This window comes from Hydrotalea sandarakina, from assembly GCF_003254115.1.
In the GTDB taxonomy this organism is placed as follows: domain Bacteria; phylum Bacteroidota; class Bacteroidia; order Chitinophagales; family Chitinophagaceae; genus Hydrotalea; species Hydrotalea sandarakina.
Genome location: NZ_QKZV01000003.1, coordinates 99,080 through 122,409, shown reverse-complemented (window position 1 = coordinate 122,409; position 23,330 = coordinate 99,080). Strand labels below are relative to the sequence as shown.

The 23,330-nt window shown below is 35.2% G+C and carries 20 protein-coding genes; 11 read left to right on the top strand and 9 right to left on the bottom strand.

The window, feature by feature from the left end; all coding sequences use genetic code 11:
• Positions 1-7: 7 nt before the first annotated feature.
• A complete protein-coding gene (locus LX80_RS05720; RefSeq protein WP_111294173.1) occupies positions 8-2,488 on the bottom strand; it encodes a ligase-associated DNA damage response DEXH box helicase in 2,481 nt (826 codons plus the stop codon).
• A 97-nt stretch (positions 2,489-2,585) separates the two neighbouring features.
• Here LX80_RS05720 and LX80_RS05715 point away from each other — a divergent pair, with 97 nt between their 5' ends.
• From LX80_RS05715 to LX80_RS14445, 4 genes are all read left to right on the top strand, one after another.
• The gene (locus LX80_RS05715) at positions 2,586-3,488 is read left to right on the top strand and encodes a helix-turn-helix domain-containing protein (protein ID WP_111294171.1); all 903 of its coding nucleotides are present in this window, start codon (positions 2,586-2,588) and stop codon (positions 3,486-3,488) included.
• A gap of 119 nt (positions 3,489-3,607) precedes the next feature.
• Entirely contained in the window at positions 3,608-5,092 is a 1,485-nt protein-coding gene (locus tag LX80_RS05710; protein ID WP_111294169.1) for a c-type cytochrome, read from the top strand.
• Between the two features lie 23 nt (positions 5,093-5,115).
• Entirely contained in the window at positions 5,116-6,468 is a 1,353-nt protein-coding gene (locus LX80_RS05705; protein WP_111294167.1) for a c-type cytochrome, read from the top strand.
• 10 nt (positions 6,469-6,478) lie between these two features.
• Complete coding sequence (locus LX80_RS14445) at positions 6,479-6,646, top strand: hypothetical protein (RefSeq protein WP_170120388.1); 168 nt, start codon at positions 6,479-6,481, stop codon at positions 6,644-6,646.
• Between the two features lie 11 nt (positions 6,647-6,657).
• On the opposite strand, the gene LX80_RS05700 is transcribed toward LX80_RS14445, so the two are convergent.
• From LX80_RS05700 to guaA, 5 genes are all read right to left on the bottom strand, one after another.
• Complete coding sequence (locus LX80_RS05700) at positions 6,658-8,049, bottom strand: c-type cytochrome (protein WP_111294165.1); 1,392 nt, start codon at positions 8,047-8,049, stop codon at positions 6,658-6,660.
• 57 nt (positions 8,050-8,106) lie between these two features.
• Complete coding sequence (locus LX80_RS05695; protein WP_146250397.1) at positions 8,107-8,436, bottom strand: hypothetical protein; 330 nt, start codon at positions 8,434-8,436, stop codon at positions 8,107-8,109.
• 10 nt (positions 8,437-8,446) lie between these two features.
• The gene (locus tag LX80_RS05690) at positions 8,447-8,812 is read right to left on the bottom strand and encodes a hypothetical protein (RefSeq protein WP_111294161.1); all 366 of its coding nucleotides are present in this window, start codon (positions 8,810-8,812) and stop codon (positions 8,447-8,449) included.
• A 173-nt stretch (positions 8,813-8,985) separates the two neighbouring features.
• Entirely contained in the window at positions 8,986-10,158 is a 1,173-nt protein-coding gene (locus tag LX80_RS05685) for an ABC transporter substrate-binding protein (RefSeq protein WP_111294159.1), read from the bottom strand.
• A 46-nt stretch (positions 10,159-10,204) separates the two neighbouring features.
• Positions 10,205-11,743, bottom strand: coding sequence for a glutamine-hydrolyzing GMP synthase (guaA, locus tag LX80_RS05680; protein ID WP_111294660.1), 1,539 nt, complete (start codon positions 11,741-11,743; stop codon positions 10,205-10,207).
• A 224-nt stretch (positions 11,744-11,967) separates the two neighbouring features.
• Here guaA and LX80_RS05675 point away from each other — a divergent pair, with 224 nt between their 5' ends.
• The 3 genes from LX80_RS05675 to LX80_RS05665 all read left to right on the top strand — a co-directional run bounded on the left by LX80_RS05675 (position 11,968) and on the right by LX80_RS05665 (position 14,941).
• The gene (locus tag LX80_RS05675; RefSeq protein WP_111294157.1) at positions 11,968-12,702 is read left to right on the top strand and encodes a head GIN domain-containing protein; all 735 of its coding nucleotides are present in this window, start codon (positions 11,968-11,970) and stop codon (positions 12,700-12,702) included.
• Between the two features lie 177 nt (positions 12,703-12,879).
• On the top strand, positions 12,880-13,563 hold the full coding sequence (locus tag LX80_RS05670; protein WP_111294155.1) for a response regulator transcription factor: 684 nt from the start codon (positions 12,880-12,882) through the stop codon (positions 13,561-13,563).
• Between the two features lie 13 nt (positions 13,564-13,576).
• Positions 13,577-14,941: a HAMP domain-containing sensor histidine kinase gene (locus tag LX80_RS05665; RefSeq protein ID WP_111294153.1), complete on the top strand. Its 1,365-nt coding sequence runs from the start codon at positions 13,577-13,579 to the stop codon at positions 14,939-14,941.
• Between the two features lie 92 nt (positions 14,942-15,033).
• On the opposite strand, the gene rpsT is transcribed toward LX80_RS05665, so the two are convergent.
• Positions 15,034-15,291 (bottom strand): 30S ribosomal protein S20, encoded by a 258-nt coding sequence (rpsT, locus tag LX80_RS05660; protein WP_111294151.1) that lies wholly within the window; start codon positions 15,289-15,291, stop codon positions 15,034-15,036.
• A 200-nt stretch (positions 15,292-15,491) separates the two neighbouring features.
• Here rpsT and LX80_RS05655 point away from each other — a divergent pair, with 200 nt between their 5' ends.
• The 3 genes from LX80_RS05655 to LX80_RS05645 all read left to right on the top strand — a co-directional run bounded on the left by LX80_RS05655 (position 15,492) and on the right by LX80_RS05645 (position 20,829).
• On the top strand, positions 15,492-18,236 hold the full coding sequence (locus LX80_RS05655; protein WP_111294149.1) for a 2-oxoglutarate dehydrogenase E1 component: 2,745 nt from the start codon (positions 15,492-15,494) through the stop codon (positions 18,234-18,236).
• Between the two features lie 94 nt (positions 18,237-18,330).
• Positions 18,331-19,569 carry a 2-oxoglutarate dehydrogenase complex dihydrolipoyllysine-residue succinyltransferase gene (odhB, locus tag LX80_RS05650; protein WP_111294147.1) on the top strand — a complete coding sequence of 413 codons (1,239 nt, stop codon included), beginning with the start codon at positions 18,331-18,333 and terminating at the stop codon, positions 19,567-19,569.
• An 84-nt stretch (positions 19,570-19,653) separates the two neighbouring features.
• Complete coding sequence (locus tag LX80_RS05645) at positions 19,654-20,829, top strand: RsmB/NOP family class I SAM-dependent RNA methyltransferase (RefSeq protein ID WP_111294145.1); 1,176 nt, start codon at positions 19,654-19,656, stop codon at positions 20,827-20,829.
• Between the two features lie 20 nt (positions 20,830-20,849).
• Here LX80_RS05645 and mnmA read toward each other — a convergent pair whose 3' ends face one another.
• The gene (gene mnmA / locus LX80_RS05640) at positions 20,850-21,953 is read right to left on the bottom strand and encodes a tRNA 2-thiouridine(34) synthase MnmA (RefSeq protein WP_111294143.1); all 1,104 of its coding nucleotides are present in this window, start codon (positions 21,951-21,953) and stop codon (positions 20,850-20,852) included.
• Between the two features lie 203 nt (positions 21,954-22,156).
• Positions 22,157-22,609 (bottom strand): retropepsin-like aspartic protease, encoded by a 453-nt coding sequence (locus LX80_RS05635; RefSeq protein WP_111294141.1) that lies wholly within the window; start codon positions 22,607-22,609, stop codon positions 22,157-22,159.
• 170 nt (positions 22,610-22,779) lie between these two features.
• Between LX80_RS05635 and LX80_RS05630 the strand changes: the two genes are divergently transcribed.
• Positions 22,780-23,217 carry a single-stranded DNA-binding protein gene (locus tag LX80_RS05630; RefSeq protein WP_111294139.1) on the top strand — a complete coding sequence of 146 codons (438 nt, stop codon included), beginning with the start codon at positions 22,780-22,782 and terminating at the stop codon, positions 23,215-23,217.
• The last annotated feature ends 113 nt before the right edge of the window (positions 23,218-23,330 follow it).

Here is a 23,330-nt window from a genome sequence, read left to right as displayed (position 1 = left end):
AACAGTTTTAATGAATAAGCTGTTGCTGCATTTTTTTTATTCTATCTTCCAATTGTTCAGATGAAATATGGTTTCTGTTTAAACCATCGGCAACAATTGGGAAACTGAAAGGAGTAAATTGTTTGGGATGGGTAATACGAATGGCAGCCTCTTGAATTCTTTTTAATGCACTTCTTAAACGAACTTCTTCCATCTGTTTTTCAAATACTTCTTTAAACGCTTGTTGCAGCAAAACATTTTTGCTGTCATATTCATTTAATACTTTGAATAATAAAGTTGCTGAAGCTTGTAAATGATGGGTACGTTTATTTTTTCCGGGATATCCTTGAAAAATTAGTCCACCAATTACTGCAATTTCCCTAAATGCACGGGCTGCCATTTCTGTAGCATTTACACTGTTTTGTAAATCGGTAATTAAATTTTCGGTGCTAAATAATTGTACAACTACTTGCGGGGTTAAATCAATCCGTTCATCACATAAAAGTTCAAATCCATAATCATTCATGGCAATGGAAAATGAAACGGGTTGTAATTTAGAAAGTCGGTATGCCATTAATGCACTCATGGCCTCATGCACCAATCTGCCTTCAAAAGGATATACAACAATATGCCAATGTTTTTTTTCTTGAATTATTTCAATGAGTAATTCATTGTTATTGGGAATAACGGATAGTTGTTGTTGTAATTGAAACAAAGGTGCCAATGCTTTCATTTCAGGTAATTGACTATGCAATGCATTTGAAAAAATATTTCTTAATTCTGACCCTAAATTGGCTGTTAATGACATTCTTCCACCCATCCAACTGGGAATTATGGTATTTGTTGCTTGAGATGCCTTTACCCAAACCGTCATATCTTTTATCATGGTTAGCATTACATTCCTTCCTCCCAAAACAAAACTGTCGCCAATATTCAATCTATTAATAAACCATTCTTCAATTACCCCTAAATAACTGCCATGCATCCATTTTACTTTTAACATCGCATCACTTACAATGGTGCCAATATGCATGCGATGTTGCATAGCCAATCTTCTATTTCTTATTACATATTTTCCATTCGAATCTAACTCCAGTTTTTTAAAATCTTCATATTCATGAAAAGCGGCACCGCCACTTGTTAAATACAATAAAATTTCATTCCATTCGTCAATACTAAGCTGTTGGTAACAATATGTTTGTTGAACTTCCTCAAGCAGTTCTTTAGCATTAAAACCGCCACCTATGGCCAATGTGCATAGGTATTGCACTAACACATCATAACACAATAAAAGGGTTGGCTTCGATTCAATGATATTATTTTGTAAACAATGTTTTAATGCTGCTACTTCTGCTAATTCCAACGAATGTGTAGGTAAAAAATAAATGTGCGATGTTGCGTTGGGTTGATGACCGCTTCTTCCGGCTCGTTGAATAAATCGAGCAATACCTTTAGGTGAACCAATTTGAATAACCGTATCAACAGGCTTAAAATCAACTCCCAAATCAAGACTGGCAGTACAAACTACGGCTTTTAATTTTTGTTGATGCAATGCTTCCTCCACCCACAAACGCAATTCTTTTTCTATACTTCCATGATGAATGGCGATGGCACCTGCTAATTGTGGTGCAGCCGTTAAAATAGTTTGGTACCAGGTTTCTGTCATTCCTCTGGTGTTAATAAAAATTAGGGTTGAATTACTTTGCTCAATAATCGGAATAATTTTGTGTGCCAATTTAAGACCCAAATGGCCTGCCCAAGGGTAGGTTTCTATTTCATCGGGTATAATGGTATGAACATTTATTTTTTTAGTGGGGGGGGCTTGTATAATTACACCTTTTGTTTTTAATGGAAATAATAAAACATTTTTTGCTTCTTCTAAATTACCAATGGTAGCACTAATACCCCAGATGCATAGCTTATGTTTGTGTTTAATTTTTTGTGTATGGTGCAATTGAACTAAATGTGCTATTGCCAATTCAACTTGAACACCTCTTTTACTTCCCAGCAATTCGTGCCATTCATCCACTGCAATTATTTTTAATGTTTTAAAATAATTAGCATGGTTGTTATGCGTAAACAACAAGTGTAAACTTTCGGGGGTAATTAATAAAATTTCGGGTAATTGTTTTTTTTGTTGTTGTCTTTCTTGGGTTGTTGTATCACCGGTACGTATGCCTACTTGCCATGGAATATTCAAATATTTTAAAGTGGTTTCCATGGCACGGGCTAAATCTTTTACCAATGCTTTTAATGGTGTAATCCAAAGTAATTGTAATCCATTATTATTTTGTTGGGTATAAGTGTTGGGATGTTCATCAATAAACTGAATGATACTGCCTAAAAAAACTGCAAATGTTTTTCCCATACCGGTAGGTGCATTCACCAAACCACTTTTTCCACTCTGAATAGCATGCCATGCAGCTATTTGAAAAGGGAAAGCTGTTTGCTGCATACCAGCCAGGTATTGTTCTATAATTTTAAAGCCTTTAGAATGCTGTTGGTGCATGATTTTAATAGCAGTAAAAGTTACCGTATAACATGTAAAATTACCAATGTGTTAAAAGTCACCATACATTTTTTTTATAAAAATTAATTTTGGCTGTATGGTTTTTAGCAAAGAAAAAATTCCGGTATTGGATATTTGTAATATGGTAGATGCAAGTGAAACTGAACACGAAATTTTGGTGTTTGAGTTAGCTGATTTTTTGGCGTATCACAATAACATGCAGTTTCCACATCGACACAATTTTTATCAGTTAATGTTTATTGAATCGGGTTCCGGATATCATATTATTGATTTTACGAAATTTGAAATAAAAGAAAATACAATCTATTTTCTCAATCCGGGACAAGTTCATGAGTGGCAATTTGATTACAAGCCCAAGGGCATATTAATTAATTTTACTGAATCTTATATTTCATTATTTCTGGCCAATTTGAATCATTTAAAAAATTATCCGTTTTTTATTGCGAATGGAAATGGCTCTGTTGTTAATGTTGAAAGTATATCAAGCAATGTTCAGATTTTATTTCAACAAATTAAGCATGAATATGCCCGTAATGATGAAAGTGCGCGATATATGCTTCGCTTATATTTATTGCAGCTATTAGAGTGGATGAGCCGACCTTTAAACAACGTTAGTAAGCCTTATGAATTAAGACAAGGAGCCAATATTTTACAAAAGTTTGATAGATTAATTGAAGAACATTATACAACATTACGATTGCCCAAGGATTATGCAGCAATGCTATATATAACCCCGAATTATTTAAATGAGCTGTGTATTAGTCATTTTGGCCACTCTGCAGGTACACATATTCGCAATCGAATTATTCTTGAAGCTAAACGACTTTTGGTTAATTCTTCATTAACCATCAATGAAATTGCATGGGCATTAAACTTTGAGAATCATTCTTATTTTTCCCGATTCTTTAAAAAATATACCTCTATAACCCCCGAATTATTTAGAAAGCAAATTTCAAATACAAAAAGTTGTATATATTAATTTTTTGTCTATAAAATTTCCATACTAATAGTTTCCATAAATAAGTACATAGTTTCCGTAAAAGGGTAAATAGGTGGCCCATTAGGCTAAAGTAGCTTTGCAGTTACAAATATTGTTTTATGGATTTCCCTATGTTTCATTTAGATTGGTTGAATGATAGATTTTTAATAGCAATGATTGCTATTATACATGTACTCATTAATCATGGTATTGCAGTTGGTTTTGTGCCATATATTACTTGGCTTGAGCAGAAAGGGGTGAAGAATAGTAAGCCTGATGAAATTACCAATTTGCAATGGGATGCTGTTGCAGAAAAAATGATGAAAGTTGCTTTTATTATTACAACTACTGTGGGGGCTATGACAGGTGTGGGTATTTGGTTTTCTGCAGCATTGGTTAGTCCTGCTTCTATTGGAAGTTTAATAAGAGTTTTTTATTGGGCATGGTTTACTGAGTGGACCATTTTTGTTACTGAAGTAGTTTTAATAATGGTTTACTATTTAACTTGGAAAAATGCCAATCGCTCGTTGCAGGCTAAATTGAAGCATATTCGGTTTGGTTGGTATTTATCTGTTTTTTCGTGGTTTACAATGGCTATTATTGTTGCTATTTTAGGTTTTATGATGGATCCGGGCAACTGGAATACGCATCACAGTTTTATTAACGGATTTACCAATCCAATTTATTTGCCGCAATTATTATTCCGAACACCAACTGCCATGATTGTGGCCGGGACATTCGGCTATTTTTTGGTTTTTATTTTTACAAAAAGAGGAAGCGATTTACGTACAAAAACAATATCAACAACCGCTAAATGGGTTTTGTTTTGGACACCATTGTCAATTCTGGGTGCCATATATTATTACAAAGCCATGCCCGCTGCCATGCGAGATAATATGAGCACTGCAGTTGGAACCATAGAGTTTCAGCAGTATTATAATCTTTTAAAATATATTATTTTAGGTGCTACAGCATCTGTTCTCTTAATTGCTTTGCTTGGTGTTATTAAGCCTTCTAAAATTAGGTGGTACATGGTTGTATTTCCTACCGTAATGGCATTCGGCTTTTTAGGCATTTTTGAGCGTGTACGTGAATTTATCAGAAAGCCTTATGTTATTGGAGGATATATGTACTCGAACTTATTAAGAAAAGAAGATTATCCTTTATACCAAAGAGACGGAATATTGAAGTATGCCACTTATACTTCTACTCCTGAAGTTACGGAAAGCAATAAAATTGAGGCAGGTAAAAATGTATTTATGCTCTCTTGCAGTCGATGTCATACCACACAAGGCATTAACTCAATTACCTATGTGTTTGAAAGAATGTATGGCAGTTTTAATAAACCTTTAGATGAGAGTGCTATGGCCGCATACATACCTAATATGCATAACGGAAGAACATTTATGCCACCATTTCCGGGTAATCAAAAAGAGGCAGAAGCCTTGGCTGCATATATAAAGTTTTTACAGCAAAGTCATGAAACATTAGACGGAGCTCAAACATCCGGTGTTGTCATTAATCCTTTGAATAATATGGATGCTGCTATTCAACAAAAATTAGCGGCACATACAAACGATACCATTAAAACAGCGCAAAAATAATTTTCAGTAATAAATAGTTTTATATGAATATTTTATTCGTACACTTTTTACAGGTAAATACTCCTGTACCTCGCGATATTCCTATTCCTTTGCCTTTGCCGGAATGGCTATTGGTAGTTTTATTGGTTTTTTCTTTTTTGTTACACATTGTTTTTGTAAACCTAATGTTAGGTGGATCTATTGTAACACTATGGGCTGAAATAAAAGGGTTAAAAAATAAATTTTACGATACATTAGCATACGAAGTAGCCCGAACAATTACGGTAAATAAAAGTTTGGCAGTAGTATTAGGTGTTGCGCCTTTGTTAAGTATTAATGCATTGTACACTATATATTTTTATTCAGCTAATGCACTTACCGGCATCATGTGGATTTTAATTATTCCATTAGTAGCCATTGCATTTTTGCTTACTTATTTACATAAGTACACTTGGCACAGTATGGAGCGATTTAAAATTTTACATATTGGAATTATTGCATTATCGGTGTTGTTGTTTTTGTTTATCCCACTCATTTTTTTAGTGAACATTAACTTAATGTTATTTCCTGAAAAATGGTCAAGCATTCATGGCTTTATCAGTGCTTTGTTTTTGCCAAATGTTTTTCCGCGTTATTTTCATTTTTTATTTGCATCGTTAGCCGTTACAGGTTTGTTTTTATTTTGGTACGTTGGTAGAAAAAATTATCCGTTTGAAACCATTTTTCCGAATAACTATACAAGATATGATGTTAAAAAAATTGCTTATTCATTAACATTGGGTGCAAGTGTTGCGCAGTTTTTAATTGGTCCGATTGTACTTATTTCTTTGCCTTCGAAGGGTTTTGGATGGGGATTGTTAAGTATTATTTTATTAGGTGCTTCATTGGCATTAATAGCTATGTGGTGGATATGGAAAGCCTTGAGCGGTCCTAAAGAAGCCATTAATAAACGCTTCGGCGGTATTGTTGTATTAATGACTATTACCGTTTTATTTATGGGAAGTGGCAGACATGTGTACAGAGCTAATGCTTTAAATCCACATAGGGAATTAATGGCTATTAAAACTGCTGAATTTGAAAAATTATCAGCCAATGCTCGTCTAAATGTTAACAAGGATGAAGCATCACAATTGTCAGATAATGCATTAAGTCCGGTAGAAAAAGGGGCTGCATTGTTTAAAACCAATTGTAGTATTTGTCATCAAAAAGATACCAAATTGGTGGGTCCCCCAATAACCGAAATGGTAAGTATTTATAAAAATAATATTTCAGGATTAGAACAATGGATAAAAGCACCGGGTAAAAAAAGGCCCGATTATCCGCAAATGCCTACATTAAGTCAATTATCAGATGCTGATAGAGAAAACTTGGCAAAATATATTCTATCTGTTCAATAAAAAAAATGTTATGAATACTGTAATCTTTACTTTAGTAGCTTTATTATTAATTCTTTTTATAGTGATTCAAATTTTTCGCTTATATGCATATGTAATTGCCTTAAAAAAAGATGAGGCTTTGTTGAAGCAACATGTGCCGGAAGAGGAACACTATCAATTTATCAAGGGATTGTATTAAAAAATTATTGATTACAATGTTTTTAAGTATTCAATAATAGCTTTTCTGTCTGCTTCAGATAGTTCGTCCCCAAAATTGTGGCCGTAATTTCCATAGCCCGGTAAGGTAGTGTTGTAAATTTTTTTGTTATTAGCTTCTTGATGTTCTGTATAATTCCAACCTACTGATTCATAATTATAACTAGGTTTTATAAAATTTCGGCTCCAATATTTGGGACGCTTTTTACTATTTAAAACGCCTTCTAAGGTTGGAACAGAGCCATTATGAAAATAGGGTGCCGTTACCCATACACCATCTAAGGGTGGGGCTATATATCCGTTATAAGGTACTAATTTAGCCGGGTGCGCACCACCGGCAAACCAGCTTGTATTAAACCATTGTATGAATTGAGGATTTTGTTGATTGCTTTTGTATAACAAAGAATCTGTACCAATAATTTTTTCGGGAATAAGTAAGTTTGGATAATATGCATCAGCACCATATGAGCCATGACATTTACTGCATTTGGTGGTGAATAATAATTGTCCTTCCATTGCTAATGATTGATTGATTGGCTTTGGATATTTTGGCGGCTCTATAGTTTTGATATAAGCCAGTACATCAGCAAAATGTTGATATACTGTTGCTGCTTCAGTAGTATCTTTTACAGTAAGTAAATTACTAAGCATTAAAAATTTTCCAAAATCGCCTCGGCCAAAACCCGTATAGAACATTGCATTTTTCTTTTTTAGTAACCACCATGCAGGCGCATCGGTGGGTATTACTTCATTCGGAATTTTTAATAAAGCGGAATCACTCCATTGAAGCGTTACCGGGTTACGGTGTGCCACAAGTAAAATTGCTAACCTGTCTGCTGCGTTTACGCCTCTAACTTCAGTTTGTAAATCAGGATAAACAGTTTTAAATGATTGAACTATTGTTTGGGTTCCTTCAAATTGTTTGGGCGCTATTGTTTTTAGTAATTGAAAGGTGGCATTCGTAAAAATGTTACTTTGTTTTTTTGTGTTGCTGAAATCAATAAAACTATTACCAAGACCAACATACAATTGATTATTAAAAACTTGTGCATGGCATTGCAAACAATTTGGTACAACCATATCAATGCCTTGTTCGTTTTTAATTACATTAAAACCAAATGGAACAGTAGCGTTTTTACCGGTTCTGTTTAAAAGATTGGTATTGTCTTTTCCTGCAATTAATTTATAAAATTTATAAGGGAATCCGCTACTCACATAGTTGCCTGTAACCAGGTACTCATAGCCTTTTTGTGCATCACCAACTTGTTGTTGATAGGCAGGAATTGGTTCAGGCTTTTCACCATTATTCATTTTATTGGTTACGGTTGCCGATAAGGTTATGAACGCAATAATGCACAATATGCCCAACAATTGTTTCCTATGCATACCCACTAAATTTACTTAACAAACTTATTTAACAAGCTTATTAGTATTTTGTTAAGTTCAATTTTGGGGTGTATCTTTTTCTTTTTTAGTTAACAATCTATCAATCCAATTATCCAATGCGTTTTCTGCTTTTTCAGCCAATTTGTTAACTATTTTTTGTGCGTTTTGTTGAATGGCCGGAATTCCGAGTAAAGTAATTAAAATGTTTCCTTTTTTTAACAGCGGAAATTTTTGAAATAGCGCATTTTTTAAAAGTACCGGATAATTGTCCTGCAAATCATTCCATTGATTGGCAATAGTAAATTCCAACTCTTGCTTCTGCAATTTTAATTCATGAATAGCTTCGTTTAACTCGGTAAGATTCGATATATTTTTGGCAGCTTTCATAACTGTTTTTTTATTCATCTATATCACTCATTTGTTGCTGAATGATGATTTTAATGATGGGATTAATAAACAATTGCTTTCGGAACAGGGTAATTAATAAAATAAGTATTGCAAAAATTAATGCTGTAATGGCAAAGCCAATGGGTATATTTTGCAATAAGGCGCCTATCCAAAAACTAAAAGCAAAGCCGGCAAATAGCATTAAACCAAACAGAAAGAAAAACAATATAAGTAACCATATTAATAGTCCACCAATGGTTGCATTTTTTTTAACCAACTGCAGTTTAAATAGTTTTATTTGCACGTTAACATAAGCCGTTAAACTTTCCTTCGCTTCTTCTAAAAATTCGAAAATGGTGGTGTTACTGTTATCCATTTTTTTATTTAAAGTTATTCATTTTTTTATAAATGGAAGGTGTGCTTGCATAAATGCAATAAATACATCAGTTAATGCATCATTCATTAAAAATTAAAGCAGTTTGCAAATTAGCAGTAGCTAAATGAATCAGTTAAATTCAATTGAAAAAAATATTAAATTTATTTTAGTTGTTAATTAACACTTTTTATTGCCCCACCTTGTTTTTTCACAAAATAGAGTTGTTGATTTTCTAAGTAATGAATGGCTGATAAATCTTTATTATCTCTTACTGGTTGGATGTTGTATTTGTTGAATAGAACAAATTTGTTTTCAGATAAGTGATGTATGGCTTCAGGGCCAAATTGTTGCCAAAGTTGTAGAAAATGAAAAGTGGTTTCATATCCCTTCAACATCATATCAGTTGGGTTGGCATTTAATTGTGTTCTATATTGTTGGGCAATATTATTGTACAGTTGTGATGTTCTGTTATAATAAAATGGTGTGGTATAAACAATGGTGGTAGATGCATAGGCGGGTTGATCTAACCCTTGCATGGCATCCCAGGTGGGCATCCCCATAACTTCTATGTCATAATTTTTTGCATCACCTGCAGCCTTAATTAACTGCAATGCAAACATATCATTCAACGAACCACAAATAATAATATTTTTTTTCGTACTGTCTAAATAAGGCTTTACCTGATTAACCGTAAATGTATCGGGTAGTTGAACCGTTAAATATTTTAATGGAATACTATACGTGTTATGTAACATTTGCGAGAATATGCCTTGTATAATTTCAGCAGGCTTACCTTTTCGTGTAAACAACACAATTTTATCAAATGCATTATTGCGTTGTAAATATTTGTAAATACTGCTGCAATGAGTTTGCAGCGTTGAATTTAAAATAATGAAGTAGGGGTTGTTGTAAATACCGGCATTGTTGGGATAAGTTGCAGAAATTAACGGAATGTGCTTTTGTAAAGCAAATTGTGCCATTTGCATTAATTCATTCCTGTCGTTACAGGAAGTAATCATTAAATCAACCGGATTTTCTTCCAATTGCTGAAGAATGTTATGCAGTGAATGATTACTGCTCTTAGTGTCATATACCATTACTTCAGCATTCATGCCCTGTTTTTCTAAAGAATCAATAGCCGCCATAGCACCATTATAAAATTCTAAACCCGGCAACATTTGTTTAGGCAAATTCGCATCGCCCAATTTATAAGTATCGCCAATAAATGCAGAGTCCATATATATGGGTGAGAATATTGCTACCCTTATTGGATTATTCTGTGCAGGCAAAATATTGCTCAACAAAAGCACCATAACCAAGAAAACAGCGCGAAAAATAAATTTCATTCTAAAATTTTTTAAACTGAATTGGTGGCTTATTCTTTATCAAAAATTATTCCCATTCAATGGTAGCAGGCGGTTTGCTGCTAATATCGTAAACCACACGGTTTATTCCTTTTACCTGATTAATGATGGCGTTGGAAACACTGGCCAAAAAATCATAAGGCAAATGAGCCCAATCGGCTGTCATGCCATCAACACTTGTTACTGCACGTAGCGCTAAAGTATATTCATATGTACGTTCATCGCCCATTACACCTACACTTTTAACAGGCAATAAAATGGCACCGGCCTGCCAAACCTTAGAATATAAGTTGGCATTGCGTAATGCATCAATAAAAATAGCATCGGCTTGTTGTAATAAATGCACTTTTTCTTCGGTTACTTCACCCAAAATACGAATGGCCAATCCCGGTCCGGGAAATGGATGTCTATTGATCAGTTCTGCAGGAATGCCCAATTCAATACCCACTTTTCTAACTTCGTCTTTAAACAAAAATCGTAAAGGCTCAACCAATTCTAATTGCATATAATCCGGCAATCCCCCCACGTTATGGTGCGATTTTATGGTTTGTGATGGGCCATGCACGCTAACGCTTTCAATTACATCGGGATAAATAGTTCCTTGGCCTAACATACCAATGTCATTCATTCGTTTGGCCTCTCTGTCAAAAATTTCAATAAAGGTATTGCCAATAATTTTTCTTTTTTCTTCCGGGTCGGTTTTGCCGGCCAGTTTGGTATAAAAATGTTCTTTGGCATCAATTCCCACAACATTTAAATGTAGTTGTTGGTATGTATGCAATACTTGTTCATATTCGTTTTTGCGTAACACGCCATTGTCAACAAATAAACAGTATAAATGGTCGCCAATGGCTTTGCTGATTAAGGTTGCAGCAACAGTGCTATCCACACCACCACTCAAAGCCATAATAACTTTGCGGTCACCAATTTGTTTTTTTAATTGTGCAATACTTTCCTGCACAAAATTGGCGGGAGTCCAGTTTTGGCTGCAGCCACAAATGTTTACTAAAAAGTTGCGTATAATTTTTTTACCTTCAGTTGAATGAAATACTTCAGGGTGGAATTGTAATCCGTAAAGAGGATTGGGGCTATGATTACTTTGTTTAAACGCAGCCACCGGAATACTTTCCGTAGTAGCCAATACTTCAAAATGAGGCGGTAATTGTTGAATTGAGTCACTATGACTCATCCAAACCTGCGATTGTTGGGGTACACCATCAAACAAAGCATCTTGTTCATTTTTTAATATTAGTGTAGCTCTTCCGTATTCGCGTTTGTTGCTTTTGTTTACAACACCGCCATAGGTTTTTGCGGTTAGTTGTGCCCCGTAGCAAATGCCCAAAATGGGCAATGCTTTATTAAAATCGCTTATGGCAACTACCGGCGCTTTTTCTTCATTTACACTAAAGGGCGAACCGCTTAAAATAACACCCTTTAAAGTTTCATTTATATCGAACTGTTGATAGTAGGGAATGATTTCACAATACACGTTGGCCTCTCTAACGGCACGGGCAATTAATTGAGTATATTGGCTACCAAAATCTAGAATAATGATTTTTTCTGTCATGCGGCGAAGGTAACCCAAAATGGGCTTTCTACAGTGCTTCATCAATAGGAAATTCCAGCAAAACTGTTATGTTTATGTAATTATTTGTCCGGTCTTCAGGCGTAAAAACCATTGTTATTATTTGTAAGCCTTAAACGAAGTATTTACGCTTATTTTGAATACCAAAAGCCGGTATTATTTTCTTACATTGATTTACTTATATTCACAAACCTAAAAACTACTGCATGATACCTAAAATTCAACTATACACTATTTTAGCTTCGCTCATTTTTTTGTCCAGCGCCTGTAACTATTTGTTTGACGAAAGAGTAAATGGAAATGGGCACATTATTACCCAGCAACGTTCCATAAATGGCATAAACACTATAAAAGCCATTGGCAATTTTGATGTTTTGGTTGAACAGGATTTACCGGAAAATATAAGCATAGTAGCCGATGAAAATGTTATACCCTACATTTTAACCAATGTTACCGGTAATGGTACTTTAGAAATAAAAGCGAGAGAACATTATCGTTTAAATGCTACTCAACCCATTCAAATAAAAGTAAAACTAGAAAGTTTAGAAGGAGCTTATATAGTGGGTTCGGGAAGTATAACCGGAAACGGGAAATTTTCGGGTGCCAAAGAGTTACATACAGAAATTGCCGGTAGTGGTAAAATTAAATTGACAGTAAATACCCCTTCCGTTACTTCAAAAATTGCAGGAATGGGCACCATTAGCTTGGATGGTGAAACAAAAGATGAAACTATTTCCATTGCCGGTAGTGGAACCATAAAGTGCGGCGATTTGAAAGCAGAAAATGTAAACGTTAAAATAGCCGGAAGTGGCTCTGTTAATGTTTTTGCAGAGAATAAGTTAGATATTCATATTGCCGGAAGTGGTTCTGTTAATTACTCAGGCAATGCCACTGTTACCCAACATATTGCCGGCTCTGGAAACATAAGAAAAATAGATTGATATTATTATTGGTAATAGCAACCTCTTTTGCCCATTTTGGATAAATGTAGAACCAAATTATTTGAATTGAAGCCCTAAAATTTTACTTTTTTTGAAGAAAAAATGTAGCTTAAATAGGAAATATGATGTTGTGGAAAAGTTTTTTCATTACTTTGCTGTGTTAATACTTGAAACATAATGGAAAAAAACTACAGAATATTATTAGCCGAAGATGAACCCAAATTAGGGCAGGTAATACAGGAAGAATTAACAAGGCTTGATTATAGGGTAGATTTAGCCTACGATGGTTTAGTTGCCGAAAAGCTTTTTGCAGAGCATAATTATGCGTTAATATTGTTAGATATTAACCTGCCTTATAAAAATGGTTTTGCGTTGTGCAAGCAATTTAGAGAAACCAATAAGAAAGTTCCCATTATTATGCTAACTGCTTTGGGTGAAATTCAAGATAAAATGGATGCTTTTAATTTAGGGGCAGATGATTATATTGTAAAGCCATTTCATTTCGATGAACTAAATGCACGCATTAAGGTGGCTCTAAAACATGCTGAAACCACTGAAGAGGTTTTTGAAAATATAGAAATTGGTGATTTAACCATTGATTTTTCTACCAAAATGGTTACTAGGGCAGGGGTTGAAATACCTTTAACTGCAAAAGAATTTTCTTTATTGGCTTTATTGGCTAGAAATAGAGGAAAAGTTATTTCCAAGCAGCAAATTTTAGAAAAGGTATGGGATTTAAGCTTCGATACCGGCACTAACACCATTGAAGTGTATATTAGCTTTTTACGTAACAAAATTGATAAACCTTTTAACGATAAACTAATACATACCAAACCCGGATTTGGTTATTATATAAAATAATGCCCAAGCATTTATGAGTTTACGATTGCGCTTTGCCCTGCTTTTTACCATTTTTGTGGCAATCGTATTACTCATTTCTTCATTAACCATTTATTTTTTGTACTATAGCTATAGGCAGGCCGACTTTTACGATTTAGTGAAAAGTGAAGGGTTGGAGTTTTATGACTACGAAACCCAAATTTCTACTGTAAAGAATCGTATTCCCACCCAAAAATTGCAAATGCTGCACGAAACCATTTTGTGGGATGAAGCTTTGTTTTTATTGGATTCTTCCGGTAAAATCATCGATAAAATACCGGACACAGTTAATTATCATTTTACCACTTCATTTCTTGCCCATATTAAAAAAGTGGGGGAACATCATTATCAGGAAAATCAACGTCAGTTTGTTGCTATGTATATGCCCCAAACAAAACACTATATTATTGCATCGGGTGTTGATTTGGTAGGCATGAACAAATTAACGGACTTACGAATAATACTTACCATTGTATTTCTTGGGGGTTTATTATTAACCGCCTTCTTTTCATTTTTATTTGTAAATGGTGCACTGAAGCCACTACGGTTGTTAAGTGTACAAATGAAATATACAACTGAGCAAAACTTAAATAAACGTTTACCCGAAAGGAAAACACATGATGAGTTATGGCAAATATCGCAGAACTTCAACGAAATGCTAAGCCGATTGAATACTGCTTTTGAAAATCAAAAAAGCTTTGTACACCATGCCTCACATGAACTAAGAACACCTTTAGCCAGTATGTTATCGCAAACTGAGTCAGCCCTGAATAAAAAACTTACTGAGCAAGAATATAAACAGGTTCTGCAATCGTTAAAAGAAGATGAACTGAATATTATTGAACTAACCAATTCTTTGCTGTTGTTAGCTCAATATGAAAAAATGGCTGAGCAAAAAGAATGGCCGGCCATTAGAGCAGATGAAGTTATTTATGAGAGCATGGCCACTGTTCAAAAAATGATTCCGGAAGCATCCATTATGTTTCAATTTTCTTCTTTGCCTGATGATGAAAAAGAAATTTTAATTAAAGGAAATGAAGGCTTGCTAAAAGTGGCCATTATTAACCTTATTAAAAATGCCATTAATTATTCAACCGATAAAAAGGTGCAAATTACCTTGGTACCCGAAAAACAAAATATGAAAATTAAGTTTGAAAATACGGGTACAGTATTAAGTAGTGAAGAGGCAAATAAATTGATAGTACCCTTTTTTAGGGGAGCAAATGTTCAAAAAGTAAAAGGCTACGGATTAGGCTTATCAATCGTACATAGAATATTGCAACTGCATAAAGGCCAATTAACATACGAAGCAATTAACAACAACTTGAATTGTTTTACGATTGTTTTACCCAAAAATTGAATGAGTTACCCAAAAAAATAAAGCCCCCAAAAAGGAGGCTATATTTTGTTATTCAAAAAATTATATCATTTTACAAACAAGGCAAAATGGAATTAAGCAGTGGCTGCTGCTTTTTTCTTAGCTAATTTACTTTTTAAATTGGCAGCTTTGTTTTTGTGTATAACACCACGCTTAGCTAATTTATCAATCATAGAAATTACCTCAGGTAATTTATCTTTATACTCACTTTCAGTAGTTGTAGCTTTTAAACCACGAATAGCATTACGAGTAGTTTTACCGTAATACTTGTTTCTTTCTCTGCGTTTGGCTGCTTGCCTGGTATCTTTTTTAGTAGCTTTATGATTTGCCATTGTGACCTTTTTTTAAGGACGGCAAAGGTAAGGGCATTCAGGGAAAATTAAAAATTAAAATTCAAAAATTATTTTTTTCACATTAATTCTTTGGTCCTGTACTTAAATTATCTATAAAACTATTCAATAATTCGGTCGTTTTCTTATTGCAATGTACGATATTTGCACACCATTAAATTGCAAGCTCAATCTCGCACAAAATGAAGGATTTTTCATACATCACCAATTCGCATCCGGCATACATTGAAAGTTTATATCAGGAATTTGTTAAAAACCCTGAAAATATTGATCCGGATTTAAGAAAGTTTTTTGAAGGTTTTGATTTTGCCGTAGCTAACTCAAATGGTAGTATTAGCACTTCTGCTTCAGCTGCCACTGTGCCCGGTAATATTGATTGGTTAAAAGAAGTAAACGTATATCGGCTAATTTTAGGATACCGAAATAAGGGTCATTTAATAGCTAATACCAATCCAATTAGGCCACGTAAGGATCGTGGGGCTAATTTAAACCTTGAATTTTATCATTTAACGGAAGCTGATTTAGACCAAACCTTTCAGGTTGGTAATTTAATTGGATTAGGTGCCACTACGCTTCGTAACATTTTACAGCATTTGCAAAAATGTTATGCAGGACATGTAGGCATTGAATTCAAATACATTAGCGATCAAAATAAAGTGAATTGGTTATATAATGCCATTGAAAAACAGTTTTTTGAACCCATTCCGCTTAACCAAAAAAGGCGAATTTTAGAAAAACTGAATCAGGGAGTTATTTTCGAGAAGTTTTTACACACTAAATACGTTGGTCAGAAGCGCTTTTCATTGGAAGGCGGTGAAACTACTATTGCTGCACTTGATGCTATTATAAATACTGCTGCCAATAATGATGTGCAGGAAGTTGTAATAGGAATGGCCCACAGAGGCAGGCTAAATGTGTTAGCCAATATTATGGGTAAAACTTATGAGCAAATTTTTAGCGAGTTTGAAGGCACAGCAAAAGTGGATCAAACCATGGGTAGTGGTGATGTTAAATACCATTTGGGTTTTGGTAGTGAAGTAACAACCTTTGATAATAAAACCATTCACCTGAAATTAATGCCTAACCCCTCGCACCTGGAAGCCGTTGATCCCGTTGTAGTAGGATTTTCAAGAGCGAAAGCAGATGTATTATATAAAAGTGATTACGATAAAATTTTGCCTATCTTAATTCATGGGGATGCTTCTGTAGCCGGACAAGGAATTATTTACGAAGTATTGCAAATGAGCAATTTGAAGGGCTATTACACTGGCGGTACTTTACATTTTGTTATCAATAATCAAATTGGATTTACAACTGATTTTGATGATGCAAGAAGTGCTGACTATTCTACCTCAGTAGCTGCCATGGTACAAGCACCGGTATTACATGTAAATGGTGACGATGCAGAAGCAGTAGTAAAATGTGTAGAAATTGCAACTCGTTACCGTCAGGAATTTAATTCTGACATTTTTATTGATATGGTTTGCTATCGTCGCCATGGTCATAATGAAGGCGATGATCCTAAATATACCCAACCGCAACTGTACAAGTTAATTGATCAGCATCCCAATCCACGTGAAGTTTACGTGAAATATTTAATGGAACACGGCGATACTGAAGCTCAGGAATTGGCTAAAGAAATGGAGAAAAAGTTCTGGAACGATTTGCAAGAACGTTTAGATGAAGTAAAGCAAAAGCCGCTTCCTTATACCTATCAACCTCCGGAACTAGCTTGGAAAAGTTTGCGTAAAGCAACGCCCGATGATTTTATTCAATCACCTGAAACCGGTATTGCTGAAGAAGAAGTACGTAGGCTGTTCAAGGGCATTATGAGCTGGCCCGACGATTTTAAACCTTTGAAAAAGGTTGAAAAACTGTTGCAGGAAAAAATTAAATTACTGGAAACAGAAGATAAAATTGATTGGGCAACAGCCGAATTATTGGCTTATGCCAGTATAATAGTTGAAAACAAAATAGTGCGCATGAGTGGCCAGGATGTGAAAAGGGGTACTTTCTCACACCGTCATGCAGTTTTACGCGATGAAGAAACCAATAAAGGTTACAATCGTTTAAAGCACTTACAAGAACATCAAGAAAAATTCCGCATCTATAATTCATTGCTTAGCGAATATGGCGTTTTAGGCTTTGAATACGGTTATGCTTTAGCCAATCCGGATGCTCTGGTAATTTGGGAAGCACAGTTTGGCGACTTTAGCAATGGTGCACAAACCATGATTGACCAGTTTATTGCGGGTGGTGAACAAAAATGGAATAGAATGAACGGCTTAGTAATGTTACTGCCACACGGTTATGAAGGGCAGGGGCCGGAACACAGTAGTGCTCGCATGGAACGCTATTTGCAAATGTGTGCAGAATTGAATATGATTGTTACCAACATTACTACTGCTGCTAACTTCTTCCACGTATTGCGCAGGCAATTGGCATTTCCTTTCAGAAAACCATTAATTAATTTCTCACCCAAAGCTTATTTGCGGTATCCCGGAACCTACTCACATGTTTCAGAATTTACTGTTGGTGGGTTTAAAGAAGTAATCGATGACCCATCAATTACTGAGCCTGAAAACGTTAAAAAAGTGCTTTTCTGTTCCGGTAAAATTTATTACGAGTTGGCGGAAAGGCAAAAGAAAGAAAATGTTAACAATGTAGCAATTGTAAGGTTAGAACAAATTTATCCGATACCTTATCGTCAAATTGAAGCATTGCAGAAAAAATACAATAAAGCTACTTGGTTTTGGGTGCAGGAGGAACCTTTAAATATGGGCGCCGCCACATTCCTGAAAATGAATTTAACACAACTTAATTTTGGTATTATTAGTAGAAATGCCAGCGCAGCCACAGCTACGGGCTATTCTAAAATTCATGCACAGGAACAAGCTGAAATTATTAATACCGCTTTTAGTATTTAAGCTGATGCACATAGAACAAAACGTACAAGTGTGCGACGCAACAAATGCTGCAACAAGTAATAAAGCCGATAACAAAACACATTAAGTTTATTTTATGATAGATATTAAAGTACCAACCGTAGGAGAGTCAATCAGTGAAGTTACTTTACTGAAATGGGTTAAAAAAGATGGCACCTATGTTGAACGAGATGAAGTAATTGCTGAATTAGAAAGTGAAAAAGCAACATTTGAGGTGAATGCAGAAAAAGCCGGCATTTTAAAAACCATGGCGAATGAAGGTGATACAATTTTAATTGGTGCAGTTTTAGCACAAATTGATGATACTGCCGAAAAGCCTGCCGGTACACCTGCGCCTTCAGTAAAAGAAACACCGGTGGCAGAAAAAAAATCTGCTGATACTGCCGCTGCACCTGCACAATCGCCGGTAACTGCAGTGCCTAACAACATAAAGGCCACCCCCGTTGCCAGCGCAATTATTGCCGATAAAAATATTAATCCCGCTCAAATTACCCCTTCCGGTTTTGGTGGTAAAATAGTTAAACACGATGTGTTGGATGCATTGGCTAATCCCGGTAAAAAAGCTTTTTCAGGTGCTGAATTGTTTTCGCGTAATGTGCGCAAAGAAAAAATGAGCAACCTGCGCAAAACCATTAGTAAACGCTTGGTTGAAGCCAAAAACACAACTGCCATGCTTACCACCTTTAATGAGGTGGATATGACTCGCATCTTAGATATTAGAAAAATACATAAAGATAAATTCAAAGAAGCGCATGGTGTGAACCTGGGCTTTATGAGTTTCTTTGCTAAAGCTTCTGCCATTGCATTGAGTGAATGGCCGGCAGTAAATGCTTTTATTGATGGTGATGAATTAGTTTATCATGATTATGCTGATATTAGCATAGCTGTTAGTACACCTCGTGGCCTTACTGTTCCTGTTATTAGAAATGTGGAAAGCCTAAGTATGGCGGATATTGAAAAGAAGGTGGTTGAGCTTGCTGCAAAAGCCCGCGATAGCAAATTAACTGCTGAAGAATTGCAGGGTGGTACCTTTACCATTACTAACGGTGGTGTATTTGGCAGCTTAATGAGCACACCTATTATTAATATTCCACAGAGTGCTATTTTGGGTATGCACAAAATACAAGAGCGGCCAATGGCTATTAATGGCAAAGTGGAAATTCGCCCTATGATGTACTTAGCGCTGAGTTACGACCACCGTGTTATTGATGGAAGAGAAAGCGTGAGCTTTTTAGTGCGTATAAAAGAGTTATTAGAAAATCCGGAATTACTGCTATTTGGAAAAGATCCGGTTAAGACTTTGTTGGAATTATAAAATTAAAGTACAAAACTTTTTTTGGCCGATTGATTACATTCAATCGGCTATTTTTATGTTCAATAATCATTCTTTTTTTCATTCATGCGCTATCAATCATATTTTAATACCGCACTCAATATCATTAATGCTTATCATGGTGAGATGCCTTTAGCGCATTTTTTAAAACAATACTTTGCACTGCATAAAAAGCATGGCAGCAGCGATAGAAAAATGATTACAAAAGCTTGTTATGCTTATTATCGGTTGGGTAAGGCTTTGCAGGAATTGAATAACGCAATGCGATTAAAAGTTGCTTTGTTTTTGTTGTGGGGGCACGAACAGGAATGGCAAATTGTTTTTCCCGAAAACTGGCTGCAGCAAGAATATGATACGCTTGCAAAACGTTGGAAAATTTTGCAAACAGCTTTTCCAAACCTACAATACACTGCAATTTTTCCTCTTCAAAGTGCATTGTCTGAGAATATTCATTCAACTGATTTTTCCGCTGCTTTTCTACTTCAACCGAAAGTTTTTCTTCGCATAAGGCCCGGAAAAGAAAATGAAATTATAGCCATACTGCAACAACAAAAAGTAACTTACACCCAGTTAAATAAAACTTGTATTGCATTAGAACAAGGCATGAAAATTGAAAATATATTGCCCCTTAATAAAAATTGTGTCATTCAAGATTACAGCTCACAAAGAGTAGGGGAGTTATTACAATGCATTCCCCATGATTCAAAATCATTGGCAGTTTGGGATTGCTGTGCAGCCAGTGGTGGAAAATCAATTTTAGTAAAAGATACGTTGAATGCAATTCAATTAACAGTAAGCGATATAAGGCAAAGCATTTTGCACAATTTGCAGCAAAGATTTGCCGTTGCCGGTATTAAAGACTATGATTTATTTTTAGCAGATGTTTCAAAACCATTAACACCAGCATTAAAAAATCGGTATTATGATTTAATTATAGCCGATGTACCCTGCAGTGGAAGTGGAACCTGGAGCCGAACACCTGAGCAATTGTATTTTTTTTCTGAACAACAAATAGAGGAATATGCCCGGTTGCAACAAAAAATTGTACAACAAGTAATACCACAATTAAAACCGGGAGGCTTTCTACTTTACATAACCTGTTCGGTATTTAAAAAGGAAAATGAAGAAATGGTACAGTATATATTGAAAAATTTCCCATTGTCATTGATGAAGCAACAATTAATGGAAGGTTATCAGATGCAGGCAGATACCATGTATGCCGCTTTATTGCAACGAAACTGATTCCTTTTTCAATTATACTTTTAATCCAATTGGCTGCGCATTATGGTGCCGCCCCCAATTACATCATTGCCTTCATAAAACACCGCACTTTGCCCGGGTGCAATGCCTTTAACATGTTCAAAAAATTGCACTTCAATGCCTTGGTCATGATTGAATAAATGGCTAAAGGTGCCTTTATCTTTATAACGAATTTTAGTCACTGCTTCCATTCCATCTTCAATGCCATCGTATTTTATAAAATTAAGGCGGGTAACCAGCATTTTGTTTTGTTCCAGGTCTTTTTCATCACCCAAAACAACCGTATTGGTTTCAGGGTGAATGGCAGTAACAAAAGCCGGTTTACCTAAAGCAATGTCAAGGCCTTTCCGTTGGCCAATAGTGTAAAAAGGATAACCTTTATGTTGCCCCAATTTTTTACCATGTTTATCAACAAACCAGCCGCCGCTTACTCTTTCTTCTAATCCTGCTACTTTGTTTTTTAAAAATCCTCGATAATCATTATCAGGTACAAAGCATATTTCATAGCTTTCGCTTTTTTTGGCCAATTCGGGGTAGCCAAAATCGTGGGCCATTTGCCTGATTTCTGTTTTATGATAATTGCCTAAGGGTAAAATGGTTCTGCTTAATAAATCTTGTTGCAAGCCCCATAATACATAACTCTGGTCTTTGGTTTCATCTTTACCTTTTGAAATAACATACCGTTGATTATTATGTCGGTAGATAGAAGCATAATGACCGGTAGCTATAAAGTCGCAGTTAAGAGCATTGGCTCTTTTTAATAAAGCGCGCCATTTAATATGTGTATTACACATTACACATGGATTAGGCGTACGTCCTGCAATGTATTCTTCAACAAAATTTTCAACTACAAAACTGCCAAATTCTTCTCTTATGTCTAAAATGAAGTGAGGGAATCCATGATGCACTGCTGCTTGCCTGGCATCATTAAAAGAATCTAAATTACAGCAGCCGGTTTCTTTACTGCTACTGCCGCTGCTGGCATAGTCCCATGTTTTCATGGTAATGCCTACCACTTCATATCCTTGTTCATGCAGCATTAAAGCGGTAACAGTACTATCTACTCCTCCGCTCATGGCCACCAATACTTTTCCGTGTCTGCTCATAAAATATTCAATGCATTAAGCGTGCAAAGATACAAATTGTTACTCGATTAGATGCTGCCTGTAATTTTGGTGGTATATATGTATTTTAGTTGCTATGCCGGGCTTAAATGTTTAATTGTAAAATTTGTTGAATAAAATGCACTGCATAATTTAACAGACAATTAATTGTTTTTTATTATTTGTGAATTTTTGAAACACACCATTTAGAAGTTTACGGTACGTAGAACAAATTTTCCTGAATAACCATGGTACTCAAAATGGCAATATTGCAATACATCTCTTCCTAAAATTCCCTGATAGGGTTCTCGACTAAAATTTCCTTCCAAAACATCTAACGGTAAACCTTTTTGTAAAAAAACAGGTAAATATAACAGGCACCGATATTTTTTAAGTTGAACTCTTCCGCCTGCACCTTCAACTTGTGCTAATTCACTGTATTCGGGCAGTTGTAGCGATTTTATAATGGAATTATCTAAACCGGAAATGCTAGCCCCCGTATCAATTAACAGTTGAACTGTTTTAAAATGTACGGGTTTATTATGATTCTTTTTATATAAAAATATTTGTTCATTTGTGTATATTTCGGCTTCAATTATCGGTCCATATTCGTTTAAATGGCTAACTATGTATTGTTGTTGCTGAATGTTTTTCTTCATGATTAAAAGCTACAACTTTTTTCAATAAACATATCATTTTTTTTATGTTTATGTATAAGACTAAATATGTTGAACAAATTTTCCTGCAATTACTTTTTTCAGACTTAATTTTTTTTCATTAATTTCCCATTTTATGTTTTTTACATTATATAACGACAAAATTTTGGGTTATGATTAAACTTCAGGTAATTGGCAACCTTGGTAAAGATGCTGTGGTGAATGATGTGAATGGTAGGAAAGTCATTAATTTTTCAGTAGCACATACCGAACGATATAAAGATGCGCAGGGTGCACAAAAAGAACGTACGGTTTGGGTGGAATGTGCTTATTGGACTGATAGAACGGCTATTGCCCCTTATTTAAAAAAAGGTACACAGGTGTATGCTGAAGGGCAGCCTGATGTGCGCACTTACACTACTCAAGACGGGCGACAAGGGGCCTCTCTATCATTGCGTATTGCTAATATTCAGTTATTAGGTTCAAAATCCGAAGGAGGAGCAAGTGGGGGTAACAATGCTGGTGGAACAGCTTATGCTTCTAATGCTGCTACAATGGATTCGATGACGGATGCAGGTGCTGAGCAGCCTACCGATGATTTACCGTTTTAATGCCATGAAATAACTGCTTATAGGCCGGATTGATAAAATCCGGCTTTTTTATTTGTTTTATGGATGGGTGTTTTTTAAATTTTTCCAACATATTAACGGCTAAAACATTTATT